General features: G+C 61.5%; 13 protein-coding genes. 10 read left to right on the plus strand and 3 right to left on the minus strand.

Features of this window, described 5'->3' with window-relative positions; all coding sequences use genetic code 11:
• Positions 1-80: 80 nt before the first annotated feature.
• Positions 81-1,310: a zinc metallochaperone GTPase ZigA gene (zigA, locus tag DCO45_RS08490; RefSeq protein WP_116925524.1), complete on the minus strand. Its 1,230-nt coding sequence runs from the start codon at positions 1,308-1,310 to the stop codon at positions 81-83.
• Between the two features lie 172 nt (positions 1,311-1,482).
• On the opposite strand from zigA, the gene DCO45_RS08495 reads away from it, so the two are divergent.
• The 6 genes from DCO45_RS08495 to DCO45_RS22625 all read left to right on the plus strand — a co-directional run bounded on the left by DCO45_RS08495 (position 1,483) and on the right by DCO45_RS22625 (position 7,091).
• Positions 1,483-1,743 (plus strand): hypothetical protein, encoded by a 261-nt coding sequence (locus DCO45_RS08495; RefSeq protein WP_116925434.1) that lies wholly within the window; start codon positions 1,483-1,485, stop codon positions 1,741-1,743.
• 27 nt (positions 1,744-1,770) lie between these two features.
• Positions 1,771-2,199: a Fur family transcriptional regulator gene (locus DCO45_RS08500; protein ID WP_021026186.1), complete on the plus strand. Its 429-nt coding sequence runs from the start codon at positions 1,771-1,773 to the stop codon at positions 2,197-2,199.
• Positions 2,200-2,865: 666 nt separating this feature from the next.
• Positions 2,866-3,600: an ABC transporter ATP-binding protein gene (locus tag DCO45_RS08505; protein ID WP_116925525.1), complete on the plus strand. Its 735-nt coding sequence runs from the start codon at positions 2,866-2,868 to the stop codon at positions 3,598-3,600.
• Positions 3,597-4,490: a metal ABC transporter permease gene (locus DCO45_RS08510; RefSeq protein WP_116925435.1), complete on the plus strand. Its 894-nt coding sequence runs from the start codon at positions 3,597-3,599 to the stop codon at positions 4,488-4,490. Before DCO45_RS08505 ends, DCO45_RS08510 begins: the two co-directional genes overlap by 4 nt.
• Positions 4,487-5,479 (plus strand): metal ABC transporter substrate-binding protein, encoded by a 993-nt coding sequence (locus tag DCO45_RS08515; RefSeq protein WP_116925436.1) that lies wholly within the window; start codon positions 4,487-4,489, stop codon positions 5,477-5,479. The genes DCO45_RS08510 and DCO45_RS08515 overlap by 4 nt, the downstream gene beginning before the upstream one ends.
• Positions 5,480-6,083: 604 nt before the next feature.
• Positions 6,084-7,091, plus strand: coding sequence for a hypothetical protein (locus DCO45_RS22625; protein WP_133248104.1), 1,008 nt, complete (start codon positions 6,084-6,086; stop codon positions 7,089-7,091).
• A gap of 30 nt (positions 7,092-7,121) precedes the next feature.
• Here the strand turns inward: DCO45_RS22625 and DCO45_RS08525 are convergent, their stop codons facing one another.
• Positions 7,122-9,152: an ATP-binding protein gene (locus tag DCO45_RS08525; RefSeq protein ID WP_243419292.1), complete on the minus strand. Its 2,031-nt coding sequence runs from the start codon at positions 9,150-9,152 to the stop codon at positions 7,122-7,124.
• Positions 9,149-9,859 (minus strand): response regulator transcription factor, encoded by a 711-nt coding sequence (locus tag DCO45_RS08530; RefSeq protein WP_116925438.1) that lies wholly within the window; start codon positions 9,857-9,859, stop codon positions 9,149-9,151. The genes DCO45_RS08525 and DCO45_RS08530 overlap by 4 nt, the downstream gene beginning before the upstream one ends.
• A gap of 587 nt (positions 9,860-10,446) precedes the next feature.
• Between DCO45_RS08530 and DCO45_RS08535 the strand changes: the two genes are divergently transcribed.
• The 4 genes from DCO45_RS08535 to DCO45_RS08545 are packed head-to-tail and all read left to right on the plus strand — an operon-like array spanning position 10,447 to position 21,945.
• Positions 10,447-20,157: a putative Ig domain-containing protein gene (locus tag DCO45_RS08535; protein ID WP_165841156.1), complete on the plus strand. Its 9,711-nt coding sequence runs from the start codon at positions 10,447-10,449 to the stop codon at positions 20,155-20,157.
• Positions 20,158-20,159: 2 nt separating this feature from the next.
• A complete protein-coding gene (locus DCO45_RS22630; protein ID WP_133248105.1) occupies positions 20,160-20,837 on the plus strand; it encodes a hypothetical protein in 678 nt (225 codons plus the stop codon).
• Between the two features lie 7 nt (positions 20,838-20,844).
• Positions 20,845-21,534: a hypothetical protein gene (locus DCO45_RS22635; protein WP_133248106.1), complete on the plus strand. Its 690-nt coding sequence runs from the start codon at positions 20,845-20,847 to the stop codon at positions 21,532-21,534.
• Positions 21,535-21,537: 3 nt separating this feature from the next.
• Positions 21,538-21,945 (plus strand): hypothetical protein, encoded by a 408-nt coding sequence (locus DCO45_RS08545; RefSeq protein ID WP_133248107.1) that lies wholly within the window; start codon positions 21,538-21,540, stop codon positions 21,943-21,945.
• The last annotated feature ends 371 nt before the right edge of the window (positions 21,946-22,316 follow it).

The following is a 22,316-nucleotide window of genomic DNA, read 5'->3' on the forward strand; positions in this document are numbered from 1 at the left end:
CCTAATTTTCCTTTGCTTGAAGCTGACGAAATCTGCAGCGCTTGCAACAGCGGGGCAAAGGCAGAGGCGCTGCCGGCCCCTCAAGGCCAATCCACAAACGAATGCCGCCACCCCGTCCACACCCCAGGCCCCTGCGCCATCTCCGCATCACTGAGCAGGCAACTGTCCAGCTGCGTGCGCAACGCCGCCTCGTCCATGTCGATACCGATCAGCACCAGCTCCTGGCGCGCATCGCCCACGCGCTCGTCCCAGGCGGCGCGAATCAGGGCCAGGGCCTCTTCGTCCTGCGGCCAGCGCTCTTGTGGCACGGCGGCCCACCAGTAGCCGGCGGCGCTGTGGCGGGCCACCGCTCCGGCTTGTGACCACTGGCCTGCCAACGTGGGGTGGCTGGCCAGCCAGAAGAAGCCTTTGGAGCGCACGACCCCCGGCCATTCCTGGTTGATCAGCGCAAAAAAGCGCTCGGGGTGGAAAGGGCGGCGCGCGCGGTAGACAAAGCTGCCAATGCCGTAGGCCTCCGTTTCGGGCTGGTGGCTGCCACGCAGCTCCTGCAGCCAGCCAGGGGCCTGGGAGGCCTGCTCAAAATCGAACAGACCCGTTAGCAGCACCTTGTGCAGGGGCACCTGGCCAAACGCGGCCAGCTCGATGCGGGCGCGGCGGTTCAAACCGCGCAAGATGCCCATCAGCTGTTCGCGCTCTTCGTTGGATACCAAGTCCGACTTGTTGAGCACGATCACATCGCAGAACTCGATCTGCTCGACCAGCAGGTCCACGACGGTGCGCTGGTCCTCATCGCCCAGCGATTGGCCGCGTGCCCGCAGGTGGTCGCGCGAGCTGTAGTCGCGCAGAAAATTGAAGGCATCGACCACCGTGACCATGGTGTCCAGCTGCGCGACATCGCCCAGGCTGCGGCCGTCCTCGCCGGCAAAGGTAAAGGTCTCTGCTACGGGCAGGGGCTCGGAGATGCCGGTGGATTCGATCACCAGCTGGTCAAAGCGGCCTTCGCTGGCCAGGCGGCTGACTTCCAGCAGCAAATCCTCGCGCAAGGTGCAGCAGATGCAGCCATTGCTCATCTCCACCAGCTTCTCATCGGTGCGCGACAGCTCCGCCCCGCCCTGGCGCACCAAGGCCGCGTCGATATTGACCTCGGACATGTCATTGACGATGACCGCCACGCGGCGGCCTTCGCGGTTGTTCAGGATGTGGTTGAGCAAGGTGGTTTTGCCGGCGCCCAGGAATCCCGAGAGTACGGTGACGGGGAGCTTGGGTTGGGCGGTGTTGGCCAGCGGGTAGGAGCGTGTGGTGGAGGTCATCGTGGAATGCGGGTTGGCGCTGGTCTGGGTGGCGTGGTGCATGTCCAGGCCAGGTCTTGGCTATGGTTCAACTGCAGTGTGGTATGTTATAACATAACAAATGAAAATCAGCTTTCTCAACTGTTTACCGAGAACCTGGCTTGGTGGCTGTGAAGATTGAAGAAGGACAGCGATGATTCCCAGAACCTACGCGCAGTGGCGGCACTGCATCACCGTCGAATGCGGCATCCCCTTGAGCGCCGACTTCATCGCGCAACGCCTGGCGGTATGGCGCAATCCGGGGCTGGAAGAAACACAGCGCTTCAGGCGCCTCTATGGCGACGCGCATTGGCAGGCGGTGCAGCGCTGGTTTGTGCAGGCGGCGCAGGAGCAAAAGCAGGAGGGCGCTGCTGCGGTGTCCCCGCTGGCGGCGCCCGCACAGCAGACCGGCTAAACTCGGGCCTCTGCCTTTGTTGTCACCATGTCCACAGCCGCCAAAACGCCCCAGCCCGAGTTGACCAAGCACCAAGCCCTGGTGCTGCAAGCGCTTGCGCGCGAGGCCAATCCGGCCAGTGCCTATGCCTTGCTCGACCAGCTGCGTGATGAGGGCCTGCGTGCGCCCCAGCAGGTGTACCGCGCGCTGGACAAGCTGATCGAGTACGGCCTGGTGCACCGGGTGGAGAGCCTCAACTCCTTTGTGGTCTGCGCCCATACGCATGCCGAAGGCCATGACCATGGCCTGGTGGTGTTCGCCATCTGCGATACCTGCGGCCAGGTCGATGAGTTTCTGGAGCCTGCGGTAGAGCGGCGCCTCAAGACCTGGTCGAAGGCCAACGGCTTCCGGCCCAGCAGCACCCATGTCGAGATGCATGGCATCTGCAGCCGCTGCGCTGCGGCACCGGCGGCCTAAGAACCTGTTCAAAGTCTCTACGCAGCCGCGTTGGAGTGCAATCGGGATGAGTTCGAAGGGATGGAACGCAGCTTGCACCGGGGTGCAAGCCAGGGCCAGCGCGCAGAAATCGCCCGATTTCACTCCAACCCTTCGGGACAGTGGCTTTGCGCTGCCCGGGAAGGGGCGCCCGGCTAGGGCCGCCCGGCTAGGGCCGCCCGGGCAGGGGCGGTCTGCGTTGTTGCAAATCCTCGCAATAGCTGGGCTATTGCTGCGGTGTTGCGCGGCTGGGCGCCCCCTAGCATCCCATCCCGCAAAGACACTGTCGCGGCGCGAGGAGACTTTGAACAGGTTCTAAGCGCCTGGGCCAGCTCCCTTCTCTCCTCACAACACACGATTCTTCTGCTTTAGTGCATGGCAGCCACCGCCAAGCTGGGCTGCGCTTTTTGCGTTGGTATTTTCATTTGATGTTATAACATCACATTTTGAAAATGCTGCAGGTGAATCGTCGATGCTGCCAGTTTGACTGGTCGGCAGGGCGCCTGCGAATGGGCGAGCTATGGGATCAATACAAACAACCAGGCGCCGCAGTGCCTTGCAGGCGTCTGCGCTTTCGCGCTGCCTGCTGGCGCTGGGCCTGAGCGTGCTGCTCTGGGGCGTGGTGCTATGGGCGGTGCAGCAGCCATGATGCAGTCCGTTTCCGGCCTGGCAGCGGCGGCCGTGCATGGCAATGATTTCGAACTCTCCAACCTGGGCCTGGGCTATGGCGGCAAGCTGGCGTTGCGCGGGGTCAGTGGGCAGTTTGCGGCCGGCTCGATGACGGCCATCGTCGGCCCCAATGGGGGCGGCAAATCCACGTTGCTCAAGGGCCTGCTGGGGCAGCTTGCGCCGATGCAGGGGTCGCTGCGCTGCCGCTATCCGCGCGCTGCGCTGGGCTACCTGGCGCAGGCCTGCGAGGTAGAGCGCGACTTTCCCATCAGCGTGGAGGACTTTGTCAGCATGGGCCTGTGGGCGCAGACGGGTGCGCTGGGGGCCGTCAGCGATGCGCAACGCGCGCAGATCAGCATGGCATTGGCGACAGTGGGCCTGCAGGGCTGGCAGCCGCGCTGGATTGCCGAACTCTCGGGCGGGCAGTTCCAGCGCATGCGCTTTGCCCGGCTGTGGGTGCAGAACCCGCCGGTGATCCTGCTGGACGAGCCCTTCACTGGCGTCGACGAGCCCTCCATCGATGTGCTGCTGCAGCTGTTGCAGCAGTGGCATACGCGGGGCCGCACCGTGCTGGCCGTGCTGCATGACCGCGAGATGGTGGAGGCATTTTTTCCGCAGGCCTTGGCGCTGGCGGGCACGCAGCTGGCCTGGGGGGCAAGCGCCGATGTGCTGCCGAGCCTGGCTGCGCGCGCGGGTGCCAGGAGGCGCGCATGATCGCCGAGCTGTTGTGGCAGCCCTTTGTGGACTACGGCTTTATGCGCCGCGCGTTTGCGGGTTGCCTGGCTTTGAGCGCTGGCGCCGCGCCCTTGGGCACCATCTTGCTGCTGCGCCGCATGAGCCTGGTGGGGGATGCGATGTCGCATGCCATCTTGCCGGGCGCGGCCCTGGGCTATTTGCTGTTTGGCCTGTCCTTGCCGGCGATGACGATCGGCGGGCTGGCGGCCGGCCTGATCGTGGCCATGCTCTCGGGCGTGGTGACCCGCTACACCGCCTTGCGCGAGGACGCGAGCTTTGCCGGCTTCTACCTGATCTCGCTCGCGCTGGGCGTGCTGCTGATCTCGCTGCGCGGCTCCAATGTGGATCTGCTGCATGTGCTGTTTGGCTCGGTGCTGGCGCTGGATGACCCCACCTTGTACCTGACCGCCACCATCGCCAGCCTGTCGATGCTGGGCCTGGCGCTGGTGTACCGGCCCTTGCTGATGGAATGCCTGGACCCCGGCTTTTTGCGCCTGCAGGGGCCCATGGGCAGCATCAGCCATGCACTGTTCATGCTGCTGCTTGTGCTCAACCTGGTCGGGGGCTTCCATTCGCTGGGCACTTTGATGGCGGTGGCCCTGGTGGTGCTGCCCGCCGCCAGTGCGCGCTTTTGGCTGCGCGGCGTGGGCTTGCAGATGGCGCTGTCCACCGCTATCGCGATGGCCGGCAGCCTGCTGGGCCTGCTGCTGTCCTACCACGCGGGCATTGCGGCGTCGGCCGCCATCACCTTGAGCCTCGGCTGCCTGTACCTGCTGTCGCTCTGCCTGGGGCGGCTGGGCAGCGTGCGGGCGCAACGCCAGCGGCCGGCCAACGATTCTGTGTCTGAACCAATGGGAGTATCCGAATGAGCAATTTCTACTTGAACCGCCGTGCGCTGCTGGGGCTGGCACTGACCAGCGCTTTGCCTGTCGGCTCCGTCTGGGCTGCGGGCCAGCCGCTGCCCGTGGTGGCCAGCTTTTCGATCTTGCAGGACTTGACGCGCCAGGTCGGCGGTGATCGGGTCAGCGTCTCTGCGCTGGTCGGTCCCGATGGCGATGCCCATGTGTTTGAGCCCACCCCGCAGCAGGCGCGCCAGCTGCAGCAGGCCAAGGTGCTGGTGGCCAATGGCCTGGATTTTGAGGGCTGGTTGCCGCGCTTGAAAAAAGCGTCCGGCTTTCAAGGCCAGGAGATCGTCGCATCGCAGGGCATTGCGGTACGCAGCTTGCCCAAAGGCCAAGGCCATGACCACGGGCACGACCACGGCGCTGGCAAGGAAGGGCATGACCACGACCACGACCATGACCATAGGCACGGCCACCACCATGGCCCCAACGACCCCCATGCCTGGCAGGATGTGAAAAACGCCATCGTCTATGTGCGCAATATCGCCAAAGGCCTGGCCAAAGCAGACCCGGCCAACGCGGCGCAGTACGACAAGCAGGCCACGCAGTACATCGCCCGCCTGACGGCGCTGGATGCCAGCCTCCGCCAGCGCTTTGCCGCGCTGCCGGCCGAACGGCGCAGTGTCGTCAGCACCCACGATGCCTTTGGCTATTTTGCCCAGGCCTACGGTCTGCGCTTTGTGCCGGTGCGGGGCCTGTCGACCGAGTCCGAGCCTTCTGCCCGTGATCTGGCGGCCCTCGTCAAACAGGTACGCGAAGAGCGCATTGGCGCCATCTTCCTGGAGAACATCTCCGACCCGCGCTTGCTGGAGCAACTCGCTCGCGAGACCGGCGCTGCCATAGGTGGGCGCCTCTACTCCGATGCACTGTCGCCCGACGGCGGCCCTGCCAGCACCTACGTCGACATGGTCGAGACCAACGCGGCTACCTTGCTCAAGGCCTTGCAGGCGGGTTAGGCAATCCGCAGCCATAGTGGATCGCCGTTTGTCCCTGCAGCATGACAGACGGCGTTTACGACCACGACGGACTATTGCTGTCCATGGTGCGGAGCGTCCTCCATCTTGACGCTTCTCCATGGCGTTACGCACCCGTTTGGCGCCAGTGGATCACGCACACAGGTTGGGATCTGGAGCGGGTCTGACTTTATTCAATGTGCGCGTTTGCGGCAGTTTTTGGTTTGGAAGATGCACACTCGACCGCCGGTGTGAATGCTTTCCCGTCCCTCTGCCTGACGCATACCCTGGGCTAGGGTCGACCTTACGAGCAATCAAATATCTGTTAAGGCTCTCAAATTATAAAAAACTGGTATCAAATTCGCTTTTCTGATCATTGTTAATTGATGTTAATTTGCTTAAATTTTCAGCATTTTAGAACCCCGAAAGTAGCGGCAGATGGACTTGTTTTTGCTTGATGGGTAAGAGGTCATCTATGATTTGCTCTAATAGATAATCTATAAAAATGTAATTTAAGATAGTATTTATTAATCATGCGTGGATGATGCAATCCAGACCCCTACGACCAAAAGCAACCTCTCTGTACTTGTGTGAGGGCTGTGGCACCTTGTGCAGACTACAGACCACGCTGGCCGGTGCCTACACCTATTCAAAGCTGCGTTGGCTGAATCCGCAAGGATTCAGAACTTTTGTGGCTCTGCGCTTAGCGGTGAAGCGGTGTGTATTAGCCGTTGTGGGGGCAATGGCGGCGGGTTTATGCCCCAACGTGGCGACCGCCGGTCCTATTTCGCCGCATGCTCAAGATAGTGCTGCCGCTAGCCTTGCGGCCATTCATGCGACCAGCAGAAGTGGTAACACCCGCCAGAAGTTGGTCTTGGATGGGGAGGCCTTGGCGCTAGCGAGCCAGTACTGGTATGTTCAAGGCACCCACACCGTCACCAAAAAACTGTACCAGCAGCGCCTGAGCTGGACTTACATACATAAAATGCAGTATCGCCAACGGTGCATAGCCACCCAAAGCGCCCCCACGGATGTGGACCAGGATGCCAACTGTGCGTCCGTGGCAGTCAACGGCGCCGATGGAGAAACGGACAACAGCTGTCCCATTACCAGCGCACCGGTATGGGATGCGCTCAGTGGCATCTATACCGCGTGTGCGCAGCGTTCGGACTCAGAAATGGTCGCCTTTTGCGAGCCTGGGAAGGGCGATGACCAACCCGGGCGGATGAACCTTTATTGCGAAGGCCGTGGCAGCCCCTTGAGCAGCACTGTTGCCCCCAGCGCCTGCCATGCGGGGTTAGAAGGCAACTACATGGTTGAATGCACCGAACCTCAGAACCGCTGGAGCAAGCGGGAGCAAGGCGGACCGGGCGCCTGCCGCACCACTGTCACGCCTGGCTACGATTTGACCTGTGATGTGCGCCGCACCCCGTGGAAGCCAGTGTCGTCTTGCACACCTCAGGTCCCTGGTGTTGGTAACGGCTGGGTGGGCACCGAATGCCTGCAACAGGACAACATACAGCCCCAAGATCCGACGGCGCAGAGACATAATGGACGACCTGTGCAGGGCGTTCGAGCTTTAAGTGTGATGCCAGACGGGGTGCTGACACCCTGAAACCCTGCGTATTGGTGATTGCCGCAGCATTCAGCGCTTGCCAGTGACGGTGGTGGCGGCATGAGGCAGCCCCGCCCCCAGCTGCAGCACCGCCGTCACCATCGTGCCGGCCGGGCTCGATTGCACGCTGAAGCTGGCGCCCAGGCGTTCGGCGCGGGCAGCCATGCTGCGCATGCCCACCGATTGGCCGGCGCGCTGCACAGCCTGCACATCAAAGCCCACGCCATCGTCCTCAACCCGCACCAGCAGCTGGTTGGGCCGGGGTTGCGAATACTCCACCCGCACCTTGCTGGCATGGCTGTGCTTGATGACGTTGGACAGCGCCTCCTCCACCAGCCGGGTCAGCAGCAGGCATTGCAGCGCATTGGGGCGCTTGCCTTCTTCGACGCTGCCCTGCCACTGCGCAGCAATGCTCCAGTGGGTCTGCACACCAATCTCATCCAAGATGCGGGTGATGCGGTGGCGCAGGGGCGCGGCCCATTGCACGGGGGTGTCGGGCACCGATGCGCCGGCGCTGGAACCGTAGTCGATCAGCTGGTTGAGGTCATCGCGCATGCTTTTGAGCAAGGACAGCACGCGCGCGCTGCTGATGGTCTCGTCCGCCTGCTCGACCAGCGCCATGCTGCGTACCAGGGCACCGCCCAGGCCGTCGTGCAGGTCATGGGCCAGGGCCATGCGCTCTTGCAGCTTGGCGTTCTCCAGCGCCTGCACATGCTCGCGCTGCAGCGCCTGGGCCAGCTCGCTGCGTGCCGATTCCACCCCGACCTTGAGCTCGCGGTTAAAGCGCCGTACCTCATGCATCTGCCGCACCAGCTGGCCGCCCAAGAGCAGCATCAGCAGGCCAATCACCAGCACGCCGCTGAGCGCTGCCCAGTCGCGCGCCACCTGCCAGCGGTCCAGCACCGAGTAGAGGTTGTTCAGCGCCACCAGAGTCAACAGCAGCCAGATGCAGGCAAGCAGGATATGCGCCAGATTGCGCGGCCGTTTGCGCGGAAACCAGGCATGGACTTGGAACTGCAGCCCATTGACCAGGAACACCGCCGTCGCGCCCTGCCACACCAGGCTAAAGCCCTGGCGCGCATGCTCGGCCGGCACCAGGCAGGTGACCGCTGCACCGACAAAGGCCAGCAGCCACAAAAAGCGCTCTACCCAGGGCAGCTTTTGCGCGCCAAAGCGGAAGGTGAAGATGCATACGCTCAGCACATAGCCCAGCAGCGCCACCAGGCTGAAGCGGGCGCGGGTGAGTGAATCGGGCCAGGGCCACTGGCTGCCCGCGAGGTAGGTGCTCAAATACAGCATCCAGCACAAGGCCATCAGTGCAAACCAGCCATAGGTGCGGGCTTTGCGCTGCAGCAACCAGATGCTGAAGAACAGCACCCCGGCCATCGCACACAGCACGGCATTGACAAAGTAGACCGTGCGCTGGCGCCATTGTTTGCCCGCCTGCACCTGGGCCACCTCTTGCGGCGATCCCAGGCGCAGCTGGCCCAGGCCCGGGCTCAAGGCGCGGTGGCCTACCGCATATACCCAGATGGTGTTGACCCCGGGCTGCAGCAGCGATTCGGGCAGCAGCCACCAGCGCGGCACATTCCAGCTGCGCGACAGCGGCTCGACCAGGGAGGCATCACTCCAGAGCAGGTCATGGTTCACATACACCGCGCCGGCCACACTGATGCCATCAATGCCCAGTGCGATGGGCTCGGGGGGCGCTGTGGACTCGGTATCGAGCCCCGGCTGTGGGCTGGCGCAGCTGCGCTGCCAGGCAATGCGGTACCAGACCGCGCCATCGTGCGCAGGCCAGCGCTGGGTCCAGAGATCGGGCAGCGTGACCGGCTCCCAGCCCTCGCTAGGGGCGGGCAGCTGCGGGTTGAGCGCGCTGGCGCGTGCCGCATCCACGTGCAGGATCTGCGCCTTGCAGCTACCAGCCTGGAGAGTGCTGGCTGGCGCGGTTTGGGCCATCGCAGGTCCAGCCAGCAGCACAAACAGCAGTACCAGCAGCAGCGCCAGCAGGTACGCCCCGGCTTGCAACAGGCGGGGCAGGGGGTGAGCGCGCGGGCTCACTCAATCATTCCCCGGGCACGCGCCTCGCGCACCGCCATCATGCGCGAGGAGACGGCCAGCTTGCGGTAAATGCGCTTGACATGGCTCTCCACCGTATGGCGGGACAGATGCACTTCGTTGGCAATCTCACGGTTGCTCATGCCATCGGCCACCAGGCGCAAGATCTCGGCCTCCCGGGGCGTGAGGCCCACATCGGGCTCGCCGCCGCTGGCAGCGGGCGCTGCGTGGCCGGCCGGCTTGGGCGCGCGCAGTGGCAGCAGCTGCAAAATGCGCCGGGCAATAAAAGGGTCGATGGGCGCGCCCCCGCGCAGCACGCTGCGGATGGACAGCATCACCTCGAAATCGTCGCGCTGCTTGAGTACATAGCCGGTGGCCCCGGCGCGCAACGCGCTCAGGATCAAGTCTTCGGAACTCCAGGCCGACACCACCAGAATGCCCAGCCCCGGATCCTCGGCCCGCAGCTCTTCGATCAGCGACTGGCCATTGCCATCGGGCAGGCGCAAATCCACCAAGGCCAGGCCCACCGGCCCCTCGGCGAACACGGCCCGCGCCTCTGCCAGCGTGCCGGCAAAGATCAGCGCCTCGTCCTCATAGCCAAGCTGGTGCAGCACCTGGCGCAAGCGTTGCTGCAGAAGCGGCTCGTCCTCCACGACCAGGACGGGGACAGGCAAAAGAGCATCTTCAACAAGCAACGAAGGTTCAAGCATGGATAACCAAAAAACGCGCGGGCGGACCCCGCGATGGTATGCGAGTGGGCGAAAAATGCTATCCCTGAAAGTGGGGAATTTGCGCGGAATCGCTCCGGCTGGAGCCAGGCCTGCGCAGCGAATGGCAGGGGAAGAAGCAGTTAATGCGGGTTTTAAATCTGACGTTTACGAAAAAACAACCTACCTTAAAATGCAGTTTTCTATTTATAGGTTCGGCAAATAGATTGACGGAAGTCACACCGTAAGTAATCTATAAGTTTAGAAACCATAAGTAAATATAGTTCTTTTTGAAAACAGTGATAGAGAGAAACAAAGGTTTCAAGAGAGAATGGCGCCCATTTCTATAATTGGATGACGGGCGGGGTATGACAGGTCAGAAGGTATCGCAGCCGCAAAGACAAGAGCTGCAACAAAAGATAGTTTGGGTAAGCATATTTTTGATGACTTTATGGCTGTGGTCCGCATCTGCTGCCGCACAGACTGCCAATATGACTTTGGAGCGGGTAAGTCTTTTCTTCAGCGATGGCGTTTCAGCTGAGGAAATACGACAAGTCCCTGCGCAAGCCCAAGCACCGCTTAAAAACGGCTTGACGCTTATCAATGCCGAGAAATCCAGCTTTGGTGCAAGTGGCGTGCAGTGGAAGTGGTTACTTCGCAATAGCACCTTATCGCCGCTTGACGATGTGCGCATCACCGGCTTTGTGGATATTGACCAGGATGCTGCCGATAACACCTTTTTCAACGAATCGGTGTTGGCCCCGACGCTGACCGCACCTGCTGGCCATATTGCTGCGGATCGATGGGAAGCGGGAGAGATGGGCTATTGGACCGGCTCCTTGCTGTCACGCGCTGCGGTCGGTGATCTGCTCAATAGCACCCAGGCACCGGCTGCTGGCGAGGATATGGCGATCGCCCTGTCCGCCATACCCGGGCAATTGGCTCCCGGACAGGAGCTCAGCGTCTGGTTGGTTGTGGGTGACCAGGACAATGCCGGGGCTACGCAAAATGACCTGGCATCGCTGCGCAAGCATTTTGCGCAGTTCTATCTATTCAAAGGCGCGGCACCGGATAACCGTGCGCAAGTGGATTACGCCGTCACGCAGACGGTGGCCAGTACCCAATACAAGGTGGGTGAGTTGGTGCAATACCGCCTGGTGGTCAGCAATGCCGGCCTGGCTGCTGGCTCGGGCGTGACCTTGAGCAGTACGGTGCCAGCCTCGCTGGCCGATGTGCAGTGGGTGTGTACTGCCCAGGGCCTGGCTGCCTGCGATGCCAGCCCAGGCATGGGCCACCAGCTGCGGGTGGATGCCCAGGTGCCCGCTGGCGCTGGCAACCAGGTAATGGTGACGGTGACCGGTAAAGCGACTGCAGATGGCGTGCTGACGCACCGAGCCTCGGTGGCGCCAACGAACGCCGATACCGTGGATACGAATGCAGCCAACAATGACAGCTTGGTGCAGGTCAGTGTCAGCACTGCAGGGGCTGCGCAGGCCGATTTGGCGGTGTTCAAAACCACCAGCACACCCAAAGTGCTGCCCGGCGGCAAGCTGGCCTTCCAGCTGGTGGCTGTCAACCATGGCCCGGCAGCGGTCAGCGCAGCGCGGCTGCAAGATTTGATGCCCTCGGGCGTGGAGGACATGCGCTGGACCTGCAGTGCGCGCGGTGGTGCCGTATGCGGCACAGCGTCAGGGCAAGGCGGCGATATCCAAGTGCTGGCGGAGATGCCGGTGGGCGCGTCCATCACCATCGATGTGGCGGGCGCCATGGCGCAGGCCGGTGGCCACTTGGTGAATACCGCTTCAGTCGCGTCCGAGCTGCCCGATCCCGTGTTGTCCAACAACAGCGCATCCGCCTCCGTCAATGCACCTGCGGGCGCCCTCAAATCCATTCCCACCATGGGCTGGCTGGCGCTGAGTTTGCTGTCGGGCTGCACCTTGTTGCTGGGCGCACGGTGGCTGCAGCGCAAAGGAGGGCTGGGCAGCCGGCGCAGCTGGATGCTGGCCTTGCTGCTGGTGCTGGGCCTGGGCGCGGGGGGTGATTCGCACGCCATCTTTGTCAATGGCGATTTTGAAAGCCAAACGGTGACGGGCTGGACCAAGCGCTTTGGCCTGAACCCGGGCTTGACCGGCGCGCCGCCTTTTCAAGTTGGCGATGTGCGCTTCAATGGCGGCGGCGTGGAGAAGGTCAGCGTGGTGGATGGCCGCTTTGACCCGCGCGCACCGCAGCTGGTACTGCCGCGCCAGGGCAATTTTTCGGCCAAGGTCAACGACGACGACAACGGCGCACACATCAACGAGATCAGCCAAAAGGGTGTGATTGCCGAAACCGACCGCGACCCGGGTGACGGCAAGCTGCATGTGCGCTTCAGCTATGCCGCCGTGCTGGAGGACCCCAGCCACAATCCCACAAACCAGCCTTACTTCTTTGTCGAGATCAAGGATTTGACCAAGGGCGAGACGCTGTACTACGACTTTGCCTTTGCCAACCAGCCCGGCCGCGTGTTCTACACCACGGTCTACAAGGGCAGCAAATGGCTATCCACCCCTTTTATCGATGTGGACCTGGAGGTGCCCGACAGCAGCCTGGGCAACGAGTTGCAGATCCGCGTAGTGGGTGCCGATTGCTCCCAAGGCGGCCATGGCGGCTATGTCTATGTCGATGCCTTTGGCTCGGTCAGCATTCCGCCGCAGGGCGCCTGCGTCAATGACCTGCAACTGCGCGCCAAACCTGGCAATGTGCAGCTGACCTGGGCCGATACCGGCGCCGCCAGCTATGCGGTCTACCGCGCAGACAAGCTGGAAGGTCCTTTTGTGCGTTTGGGCACCACGCAGTCGCGCCACTCTACCTGGCTGGACCGCACGGTGCAGGCGCAAAAAACCTACTACTACAGCATCCGGGCGCTGGATGTGGATGGCCATGCGCTGTGCAGCTCTGGCGAGGTAGCGACCTATGTGCCTGCGCACTGGAGTGTGGGCGACCCGGTGAACCGCCCGCCGATCTTTACCAGCCAGCCGGTGCTTGCTGGGGATGTGCGCCAACTGTATGAGTACCAGGCCACGGCCATCGATGCCGATGGCGACCCGCTCAGCTACCAGCTGATGTATGCCCCCGTGGGCATGACCGTGGATGCCGCCACCGGCAAGATCAGCTGGCAGCCAGGCTTGATGGGGGATTTCCGCGTGAACCTGCAGGTGAGCGACGGCAAGGGGCTGCTGGCCAGCCAGGCCTTCTCCATCCATGTGGTGGATGGCAACCTGCCGCCGCAGATCACCAGCCAGTTCCCTGCCAAGGTACCTGCGGGTGTGAGTTTCTCCCACCAGGTCACCGCCACAGATCCCGAGAGAGGGCCGTTGCAGTACACCTTGGGCAGCCAGGCGGCGGGGATCAGCATCAATGCCTCTGGAGGCATTTACTGGACCAACCCCGAGCCCGGCACCTATCCGCTGGTGATCCAGGTCACCGACCAGTTTGGTGCCCGTGATGTGCAGCGCGTGGTGGTGTCCGTGCAGGCGTTCCCGGCATTCACCAGCCTGCCGGTGTTGACGGCCACCGTGGCCCAGCCCTATACCTACCAGGCGCTGGCCAGCGACCGCGATGGTGACGCTATTGTCTACAGCGTGCTCGGTGGCCCTGCAGGCCTGGTGATCAACGCCAGCAGCGGCGCCGTGACCTGGCCATCGCCTGTGGCGGGGACGGCCGCGGTCGTCCTGGCAGCCACTGATCCGGATGGCAACCAGGGCAAGCAAAGCTTCAGCATTCGCACCACGGCAACGCCCAACCGGGCACCGGTGTTTATCGCCACACCGGTCACCTATGTGGCCTACCCCGCCACCTACGGCTACACGGCCTCGGCCAGCGATGCCGATGGTGACAACCTGGTCTGGAAGCTGCTGCAGGCACCTGCTGGCATGACGATCAGTGAGCGCACGGGCGCGATCGCCTGGAAGTTTGCCAGCAACGTCGCTGGCAAGTTTGCTGTGCGCGTGCAAGTGGACGACCAGCGTGGTGGCCAGACCGAGCAGGCGTTTGAAATCCAGCTGCCGGTGTATGGCAATGGCGCCCCCGCCATCACCAGCCGCCCGCCTAGCCAGGTGCGCGCTGGCGCCATCTATAGCTACTCGGTCAGTGCTACTGACCCTGAGGGCGAGACGCTCAGCTACCGCCTCGCCTCCGGGCCTGCCGCAGCCGCTTGGGCTGGCAATCAGCTGAGCTGGGCCACCAGCGTGGCCGATGTGGGCGTGCATGCGCTGCTGATCGAGGTGGCCGATACCGCCGGCAATGTCGCGCAGCAGAACTGGCAGCTCGAAGTGCTGCCCGCCAGCGGCAACCAGCCGCCGGTGATCAGCTCCACCCCCAAGGTGACGGCCGTTGCCGGTGGGGTGTATGAATACCAGGTGGTTGCCACCGACCGCGATGGTGACCCGCTCAGCTACCAGCTGCTGACCGGCCCGGCAGGCATGACGATCTCTGCCACCGGCAAGCTGGAGTGGCCCGTGCCCGCTGGCTTTGCCGGCAGCGAGATGGTGGAGATTAAAGTGTCCGATGGCCGGGATGGCGAAGTGACCCAGGCCTATGCGATAGGCGTGGGCGTTACCGCCAACCGGCCGCCGCTGATCAATTCGACCCCGGTCGCCACCGGCACGGCCGGCGCGGCCTATCTGTACCAGATTCTGGCCAGCGATCCCGATGCGGATGTGCTGACCTACAGCGTCTCCACCAGCGAGCCCGGTATCACCGTGGACGCGCAGACGGGCCGGGTCTCCTGGGCCGTGCCGGCAGGCACGAGCGGACAGGCGCAGCTGACCGTGCAGGTGACCGACGGCAAGGGCGGCACCGCATCGCAGACCTATGCCATTGGCGTGGGCCAGCCCGGCAACCGCCCACCCCGGGTGACCACGCAGCCTGGCACCAGCGCTGTCTCGGGCGCCAGCTATACCTATGCGCTCAAGGCCGTGGATGCCGATGGTGATACCTTGGTCTATGCATTGACGGAGTTCCCGCAGGGCATGCTGATTGACAGCAGCACCGGTGCCATCCAGTGGAGCGCTCCTGCCAATGTGGCTGGGCTGGCACCTGTGATGGTGGAGGTGACGGACGGCAAGGGTGGCATCGCCACCCAGGGCTACGCCATCTCGGTCTCAGGCGCCTCCAACCGCGCACCCGCATTCAGCTCCACACCGGTGACTTCGGCCACCGCAGGTTCGGCCTACGCCTACACGGCGCGGGCGACCGATCCGGATGGCGATGCCATCAGCTATACGCTGGTCTCAGCCCCCGCCGGCATGGCGATCCATGCCACATCGGGCGCCATCAGCTGGACGCCCACCTTGGCGCAAGGCGGCACCCATGCAGTAGCCGTGCGCGCCACCGATGCCAAGGGGGCCTATGCCACGCAAAGCTTTGGCGTTTACGTGCAGCTGCCAACCAACAACCCACCCCAGATCAGCAGCAAGCCCGCGCTGCGCTGGGCCCCGGGCGTGCCTTATCAATACCAGGTTACGGCGACCGACCCGGAGAACGACCCGCTGACATATGCGCTGGACAAGGCCCCTGCGGGCATGGCCATATCGGCCAGCGGCCTGCTGACCTGGAACAGCCCGGTGCTGGGCAGCCATGCGGTAGAGATCAAGGTGCAGGACAGCCGTGGCGCCTATGTGGTGCAAAGCTATACCTTGCAGATTGCGGCCAACCGCGAGCCGGTCATCACCAGCGCGCCCGTGCCCACTGCGGCCATTGCTGCGCCTTATGCCTACCAGGTGGTGGCCACAGACCCGGATGGTGACTTCCTCACCTACCGAATGAGCGGCGCACCGGCCAGCTTGACCATGTCGGCCACAGGCCTGATCTCGGGCACGCCGACTTCGCAAGGCACGCATGCGATCACCGTGACGGTGTCGGACGGCCAGGCCTCCGTCACCCAGAGCTGGACCTTGCGCGTGACCGAGCCCGCAGCGGGCGGACCGCTGGAGGCGGGCGTGACGCCATCGCCCAAATACCTGAACCTGGGTGAATCGACCACCCTGCAGGTGTTTGCGCAGGGCGGAACAGCGCCCTACACCGTCAGCAGTCTGACCGTGAACGGCCGTGCCGTGACGGTAAACGCCGCTTACCAGGCCATCTTCACGCCCACGGCGATGGGCAAGCACAACCTGCGCCTCACCTTGCGCGATGCCAAGGGCAGCAGCGTGACCGTGGACGACTGGTTCGGCGTCAAGGACCCCAGCGATGTGCTGGCGCCGTTGGCGGCCATCACCGCGCCGGGCAGCTCGGACGACATCACGGTGACGGACGTGTTCGAGCCCACGGCCATCATGGGCACGGCCTCCGATGCCAACCTGGCTGAGTACCTGCTGATGATCTCGCCAGCGGGCCAGAACCAGTGGAGCAAGATTGGCGGCGGCAGCGCCAGCGTGACGGCCGCCAAGTTGGGCGACCTCAACCCCCAGACCCTGGCCAACGGCTTGTACGACCTGGGCCTGGTCGTGCGCGATATCTCGGGCAATGAGACCAGCGCCAAGGTGACGGTGGCTATCAGCGGAGAGCAAAAGACGGCGCCCCTGCAGCTGACCTTTACCGATATGGCTTTTGAGATCGAAGGCCTGCCGCTCACTGTGCGGCGCAGTTATGACTCGCTCAAACGCGCGCAGCGCATGGACTTTGGCTACGGCTGGTCGGTGGACTACCAGGACGTCTGGTTGCAGACCAATGGCGTACTGGGCCGCTCCTGGGTGATGCAGGAGACGGGCTCGGGCTTCAACCGCAAGATCTGCGTGCGGCCCCAAGGCTCCCGCGTGGCATCGGTGCGTATGCCGGACGGCAGGCTTGAGCAGTTCGACCTGCGGGCCAGTCCGGAGTGCGTGAGCGTGCTGCAGTGGGCGTCCAACCCCAGCGTCAGCCTCGCATTCAGCGCCAAGGCCAGCAACAAGAGCGGCAGCAAGCTCGAAGCGCTGGGCTACAGCGATCTGCGTCTGGCCGGTGGTGATCTGTTCGACATGGGCACGACCGAGACCTTCAACCCCAGCCAGTACAAGCTCACCACTCTGGATGGCATCGAATACATCCTGAACAAGGACTTCGGCATTCAGCAGATCAAGGACCGCAATGGCAACAGCCTGCAGTTCACGCGCAGCGGTATCAGCCACTCTGGCGGCTGGGCGCTGGCCTTTACCCGCGATGCGCAGGGAAAGATTAGCAAGATCAGCGGCCCCGGCGGCCAGGTGTTGAACTATGGCTACGATGCGGCCGACAACCTGATCTCGGTGGTCGACCAGAGCAATGCGGCGTCCGACTTCCGTTACGAGAACCCCAAGGTGGCGCATGGCCTGACCAGCTATACCGATCCACTGGGCCAGCTGGCGCTGAAGACCACGTACGATGACGCCGGGCGCGTGCTGAGCCAGACCGATGCCGCCGGCAAGGCCGTGACGGTGAGCACCGACAACACGGCAAACAAGCAGACCATCAAGGACCGCAACGGCAACACCACCGTGTATGACTTTGATGACCGGGGCAACATCACCCGCGTGCTGGATGCCGCAGGCGGCACCACCCAGTACGCCTATGACGCCAATGACAACGAGATCGAGGTGATCGACGCGTTGGGCCGCAAGACCACGCGCAGCTACGACGCCTTCGGCAATGTCACCAGCGAAACCGATCCCGCCGGCCGTGTGACCAAGACGGCTTTCAATGCGCAAGGCAATGTCACCACCATCACCGATGCGGCAGGCAACGTCACCACCAATGGCTACAACGCCAGCGGTGATCTAACAGCCATCACCGATGCTGCTGGCAAGGCCTTTGGCATGGGCTACAGCCCGACGGGTAGCCTGAGCAGCATGACCGACAAGGTCGGCAATGCCACCCGCTACACCTATGCCAAGATTAATGGCACCACGCTCAAGCAGACCGAGACGGCTCCGGACGGTACGGTGACCACCTACGCTTACGACAGCGCAGGCAACGTCATCTCCACTACGCGCGCCATCGTCACCCAGCCGGGCCAACCTGCCACCACGGTGGTAGAAAAGAGCAGCTACGACACCAAGGGCAATGTCACCAGCCGCACCAATGCGGTGGGCGACACCAGCACCTACCTCTACGATGCGGCGGGCCAGCTGGTGCAAGAGACCGACAGCCAGGGCCGCAAGACAGCGCATGAGTACAGCCTGCGTGGTGAGAAGTCCAAGACCACCTACCCGGATGGCAGGGTAGAGAGCTGGGCCTATGACAACAACGGCAACGAAACCCAGAGCTGCATCGGTAGCCTGTGCACGCGCACAGCCTACGATGCGCTGGACCGCGCCACCAAGGTCACCGACCCAATGGGCTTTGTCGTCGAGAGCGTGTACGACGCAGCAGGCCAGCTCAGCTCCAGCCAGGATGCGCGCGGCAACAGCACGGCGTTTGAATACGACCTGGCTGGCCGTGAAACCAAGCAGACCAATGCCGCTGGCATTGCGGTGACGCGCGAGTACGACCTGGCGGGCAACCTCGTCAAGACCATCGACGGCTTGGGCCGGGCGACAGTCCACGTCTACAACAACACCCAAAAGCGTACCAGCACCACCTTGGCCAATGGCGCGGTGACGCAGTTTGCGTATGACGCCAATAGCGTGCTGCTGAGCGAGACCAACCCGCTGGGCCATGCCTACCAGTTTGGCCACGATCCGCTGGGCGGTCTCAAGACTGTGACCGACCCACTGGGCAAGGCGACCGGCTACACCTGGAATGGCAGCAACCAGCTGCTGACCCAGACCGATGCCAACGGCCACACCACCCGCTATGGCTACGACAGCGCTGGCCGTCGCGTGGCACGCACGCTGCCGGGCGGCAAGAGCGAAGGCCTGGTCTACGACAGCGAAGGCCGCCTGGTGACCCGTACTGACTTTGACGGCAGCCAGACCATCTACAGCTATGACGTGGGCGGCAAGCTCAGCAAAGTCACGCGCAGCGATGGCCGCAGCCTGAGCCAAGGCTATGACAGCTTTGGCCGCATGAACAGCCAGACCGATACCGCCTATGGCAACCTGGGCCTGACCCTGGACGGCAACGACCGCGTCACCCGCGAGGTCTGGAGCCACAGCAGCCTGGGCACCAGCTTCAGTGCGACCTTGGACTACGCCTGGGACGCCAACAGCAACCGCACCCAGGTCAGCACCTCGGGCCAGACCATCAAGGCCGGCTACAACACGCTCAACCAGCTTGAAACCCTGACCCACCCCGATGGCAGCACCACCCGTTTTGCCTACGACAACGCCGGCAATCGCGTGCAGGTGACGCGGGCCGATGGCAGCACCACCGACTACCAGTACAACCTGGCCAACCAGCTGACAGCCGTGCTGCACAAAAAGGCAGACGGTGCAGACATTGCCAGCTTTGTCTACACCCTCAATGCCGCAGGCCAGCGCACCCAGGTGGCCGAGCGCATGGTGGGGGTAGGCAGCCCGGCAGAGACGGTGGAGCGCACCGTGCGCTACCAGTACGACGCCGCCGGCAAGCTGCTGCAAGAGCGCGTAGCACAAACCGCACCTGCGGTGTTTGATTCGACCATCGACTACGTCTACGACGCCGTGGGCAACCGCAGCCGTCGCAGCGTCAGCCACAACGGCCAGGTCACCACCTACCAGTACGACAGCCATGACCGCCTCACGCAAAGTGTGGATAGCCTGAGCGGCACCACCACTTACCAGTGGGACGAGCGCGGCAACCTGGTGCAGAAGGCATCACCCGCCGATACCACCACCTATGCCTGGACGGTGGACAACCGCCTGGCCAAGGTCAGCACCGGCGCTAAAACGGTTGAGTACGGTTATGACAGTAGCGGCCGCCGCATCAAGCGCCTGGTCAAAGAGGGCGCCACCACCACGGAGACCCACTACAAGGTCGACCACCAGCGAAGCTACAGCGAGATCCTGGTCGAGAGCACCAAGGTCAACAGCGGCGCCTGGGTCGATACCGTGCATGTGCACACCCCCGATGGCTTAGGTGAGCTGATCGCCAGCACCTCGGCTGGCGCGCAAACCCAGCTGTTCAGCGATGGCCTGGGCAGCGTGCGTGTGGCCCAAACCGCTGCCACCAGCCATGTCTTCAGCTACGACGCATTCGGCATTGCGCTGGGCGCCACTGAAGGCATGCCCGCCAATGCGGCCGATGCCGCTGCCACCAGCCACCGCTACACCGGCGAATATGCCGACAGCCAGACGGGTCTGCTGCATCTCCGTGCGCGTGATTACGATCCGCAAGTTGGTCGCTTTATCTCGATGGATGAGCACCCCGGCGCGAGTCGCATCCGCTGACTTTGAACAAGTACCTGTATGGCAATGCGGACCCGGTGAATACGGTGGATCCGAGTGGGAACATTTTTATATCCATGGCGATGCCCAATTTTGGACATTTGATGCGCGTAACTTCCGCAGGTACCAGAGCGCTCGGGATTTTGGACAAGCTAGACCATGCGCTGACCTTGCTGCAGTTGGTACATGCATACCAACAGGTATGGAGTGTTTTCCAAGGCCCAGAGTGGCAAAATTCCATGAAGGATGCAAAAAATCAAAAGGGTTTTGTGAATGCCATGGAAAATTTTGATGTAGCGGTTGCAGAGCTGGCAGGGAAGTCTGCTGCAATATTTGCAAATAAGGGGGTCGATAAAGCTATGGGGGAATTTATTAGAGGTACCAGAAATGCGCTGCTGATTTATGGGCCAACCCCCGAAATACCAGGTAAAGTTTCTCCTTTTCCGGTTAAACAGGTTAAGGTGGGCACGTTGTCTCTCAGCAAATCGCATCGAGACATATATGTTGAATTTGGCGTTAGATCGCAGCAAGGGGGCCGCATGCTCGGCGCCGGTCATCGATGGAGCCGCGAAGGGAATTTGCAATGGTTCCGGCAGGATTGGCATAGCGCTGTGGGCCATAACTCCCAAAGTTTGTGCTTTCCTATTGCAGGAGGGTCATATCATTATCACTGCGCAAAATAGGCATGCCATGAATAAAAATGCACTTATTTTTGAGAAGCTGACAACCGATGAAATGAATATTTTGCTGTCAGAGTTGAATGGCAAATTTCCTCATTTCAGTTTGATTTCAAAGCACCAAGAGGACTGGCAGTCGTGTTTTAAAGAGGCAATGGAAAATGTTGCGTCGTATGATGCAGACTACGACCCACCTAGATTTTTGAGGGAGAACTGGCCGACAATTGGACCAGTTTGGGAATTGGCTGATTTTCCACGCCTAGGTGTATGCTCTTTTGATGTGCTGACCAAGGTGAATTCATCCTTCTTGTGGTTGATTTCTTTTTGGTATTGCTGGGATATTAATTTTATTGCTTACTCTTGTACTGATTGCTCAAAAGACATAGCGATAAAATTTCATGCACTTGCAATAAATGCGTTGAATTTTGATTTGGAGCTCAATGCCTTAAATGCCTATGACTCAGTACTAACTGTATTTGAGGATATGGATATGGTTGGTGAGGCATTGGATTTTTATTTGACGGGGGATATGGGAGGCGATGATCCATTTCGCCCCATTCTTTTTTGTAAGCAGATTGAGGTTGTGGAGCAACTTAAGAACCATCCCTTCTTTGTAGGGAAGTGCGACTACTACAGCCGTGAAGAATATTTAAAAGATCCGGTTTTGAACCCGCTGCGTCTGCAGTTACCGCCTGGAATGTGATAAATGCTTTCTCTAAGTGACGAGGGATTTTACCAATACGAAGTTTATTGTTTAATGAACTTTGTTTTGATTAAGCCTGAATCACAGCTGGCGCATTTCTACGTTAAGAGGATTATGCCTGTTTGTGCAGAGTCGCACTTTCAAGCCATCGATCTGGATCATGATTTCAATTCGAACATTATAAACCCTTTGTATCAGCTGTTTATATCTTGTTTTCTGAATTCGCTAAAGATAATGCCGCTATTGGAGGGCCTGTTTGGTGGTGGTGATATATATCGCGAGATAAACAATGAACGAGAAAATCTGTTTGATGATGAGGTGTCAAATAGATTTTTTGAAAATCTTGAATTTAATACATCGTTGGAAGGTTTTGAGAACGGAGCGTGCTGGCAAGATTTGAGAGAGATCTAGATTATTTTTGACGAAATACGGTCTGTTGGATAATTTTGCTTTCCCAAATCCTATGAAATTCTCTGAATTTTTATATCCAGATGATTTTGAAAAGTATGATCCGGCCCCTCGTTGGTCTTGGTGTGGACAGTCCATTTCGTTGGAGGATTGGGCGCAAATGAAAAATATCACGATGGCTGCCTATAAAGACGCGGTAATTTAGTCTCTTGAGAATTGATACGCCAAGGCAGTGACGTATGCAGAAGCTGATGAACGTGCTGCATGGGGCTGATCAGCTCAGCCCCATGTTGAAAACCGGAGAAGCGCAACGCTTCTTCGATGCGGCATGCCAGTTGGAAAGCCGCAGGCCCGCATGCTTACGGTTCCCTCGG

It is taken from the genome of Comamonas sp. JNW, assembly GCF_003105075.1.
Classification (GTDB): Bacteria; Pseudomonadota; Gammaproteobacteria; order Burkholderiales; family Burkholderiaceae_C; genus Comamonas; species Comamonas squillarum.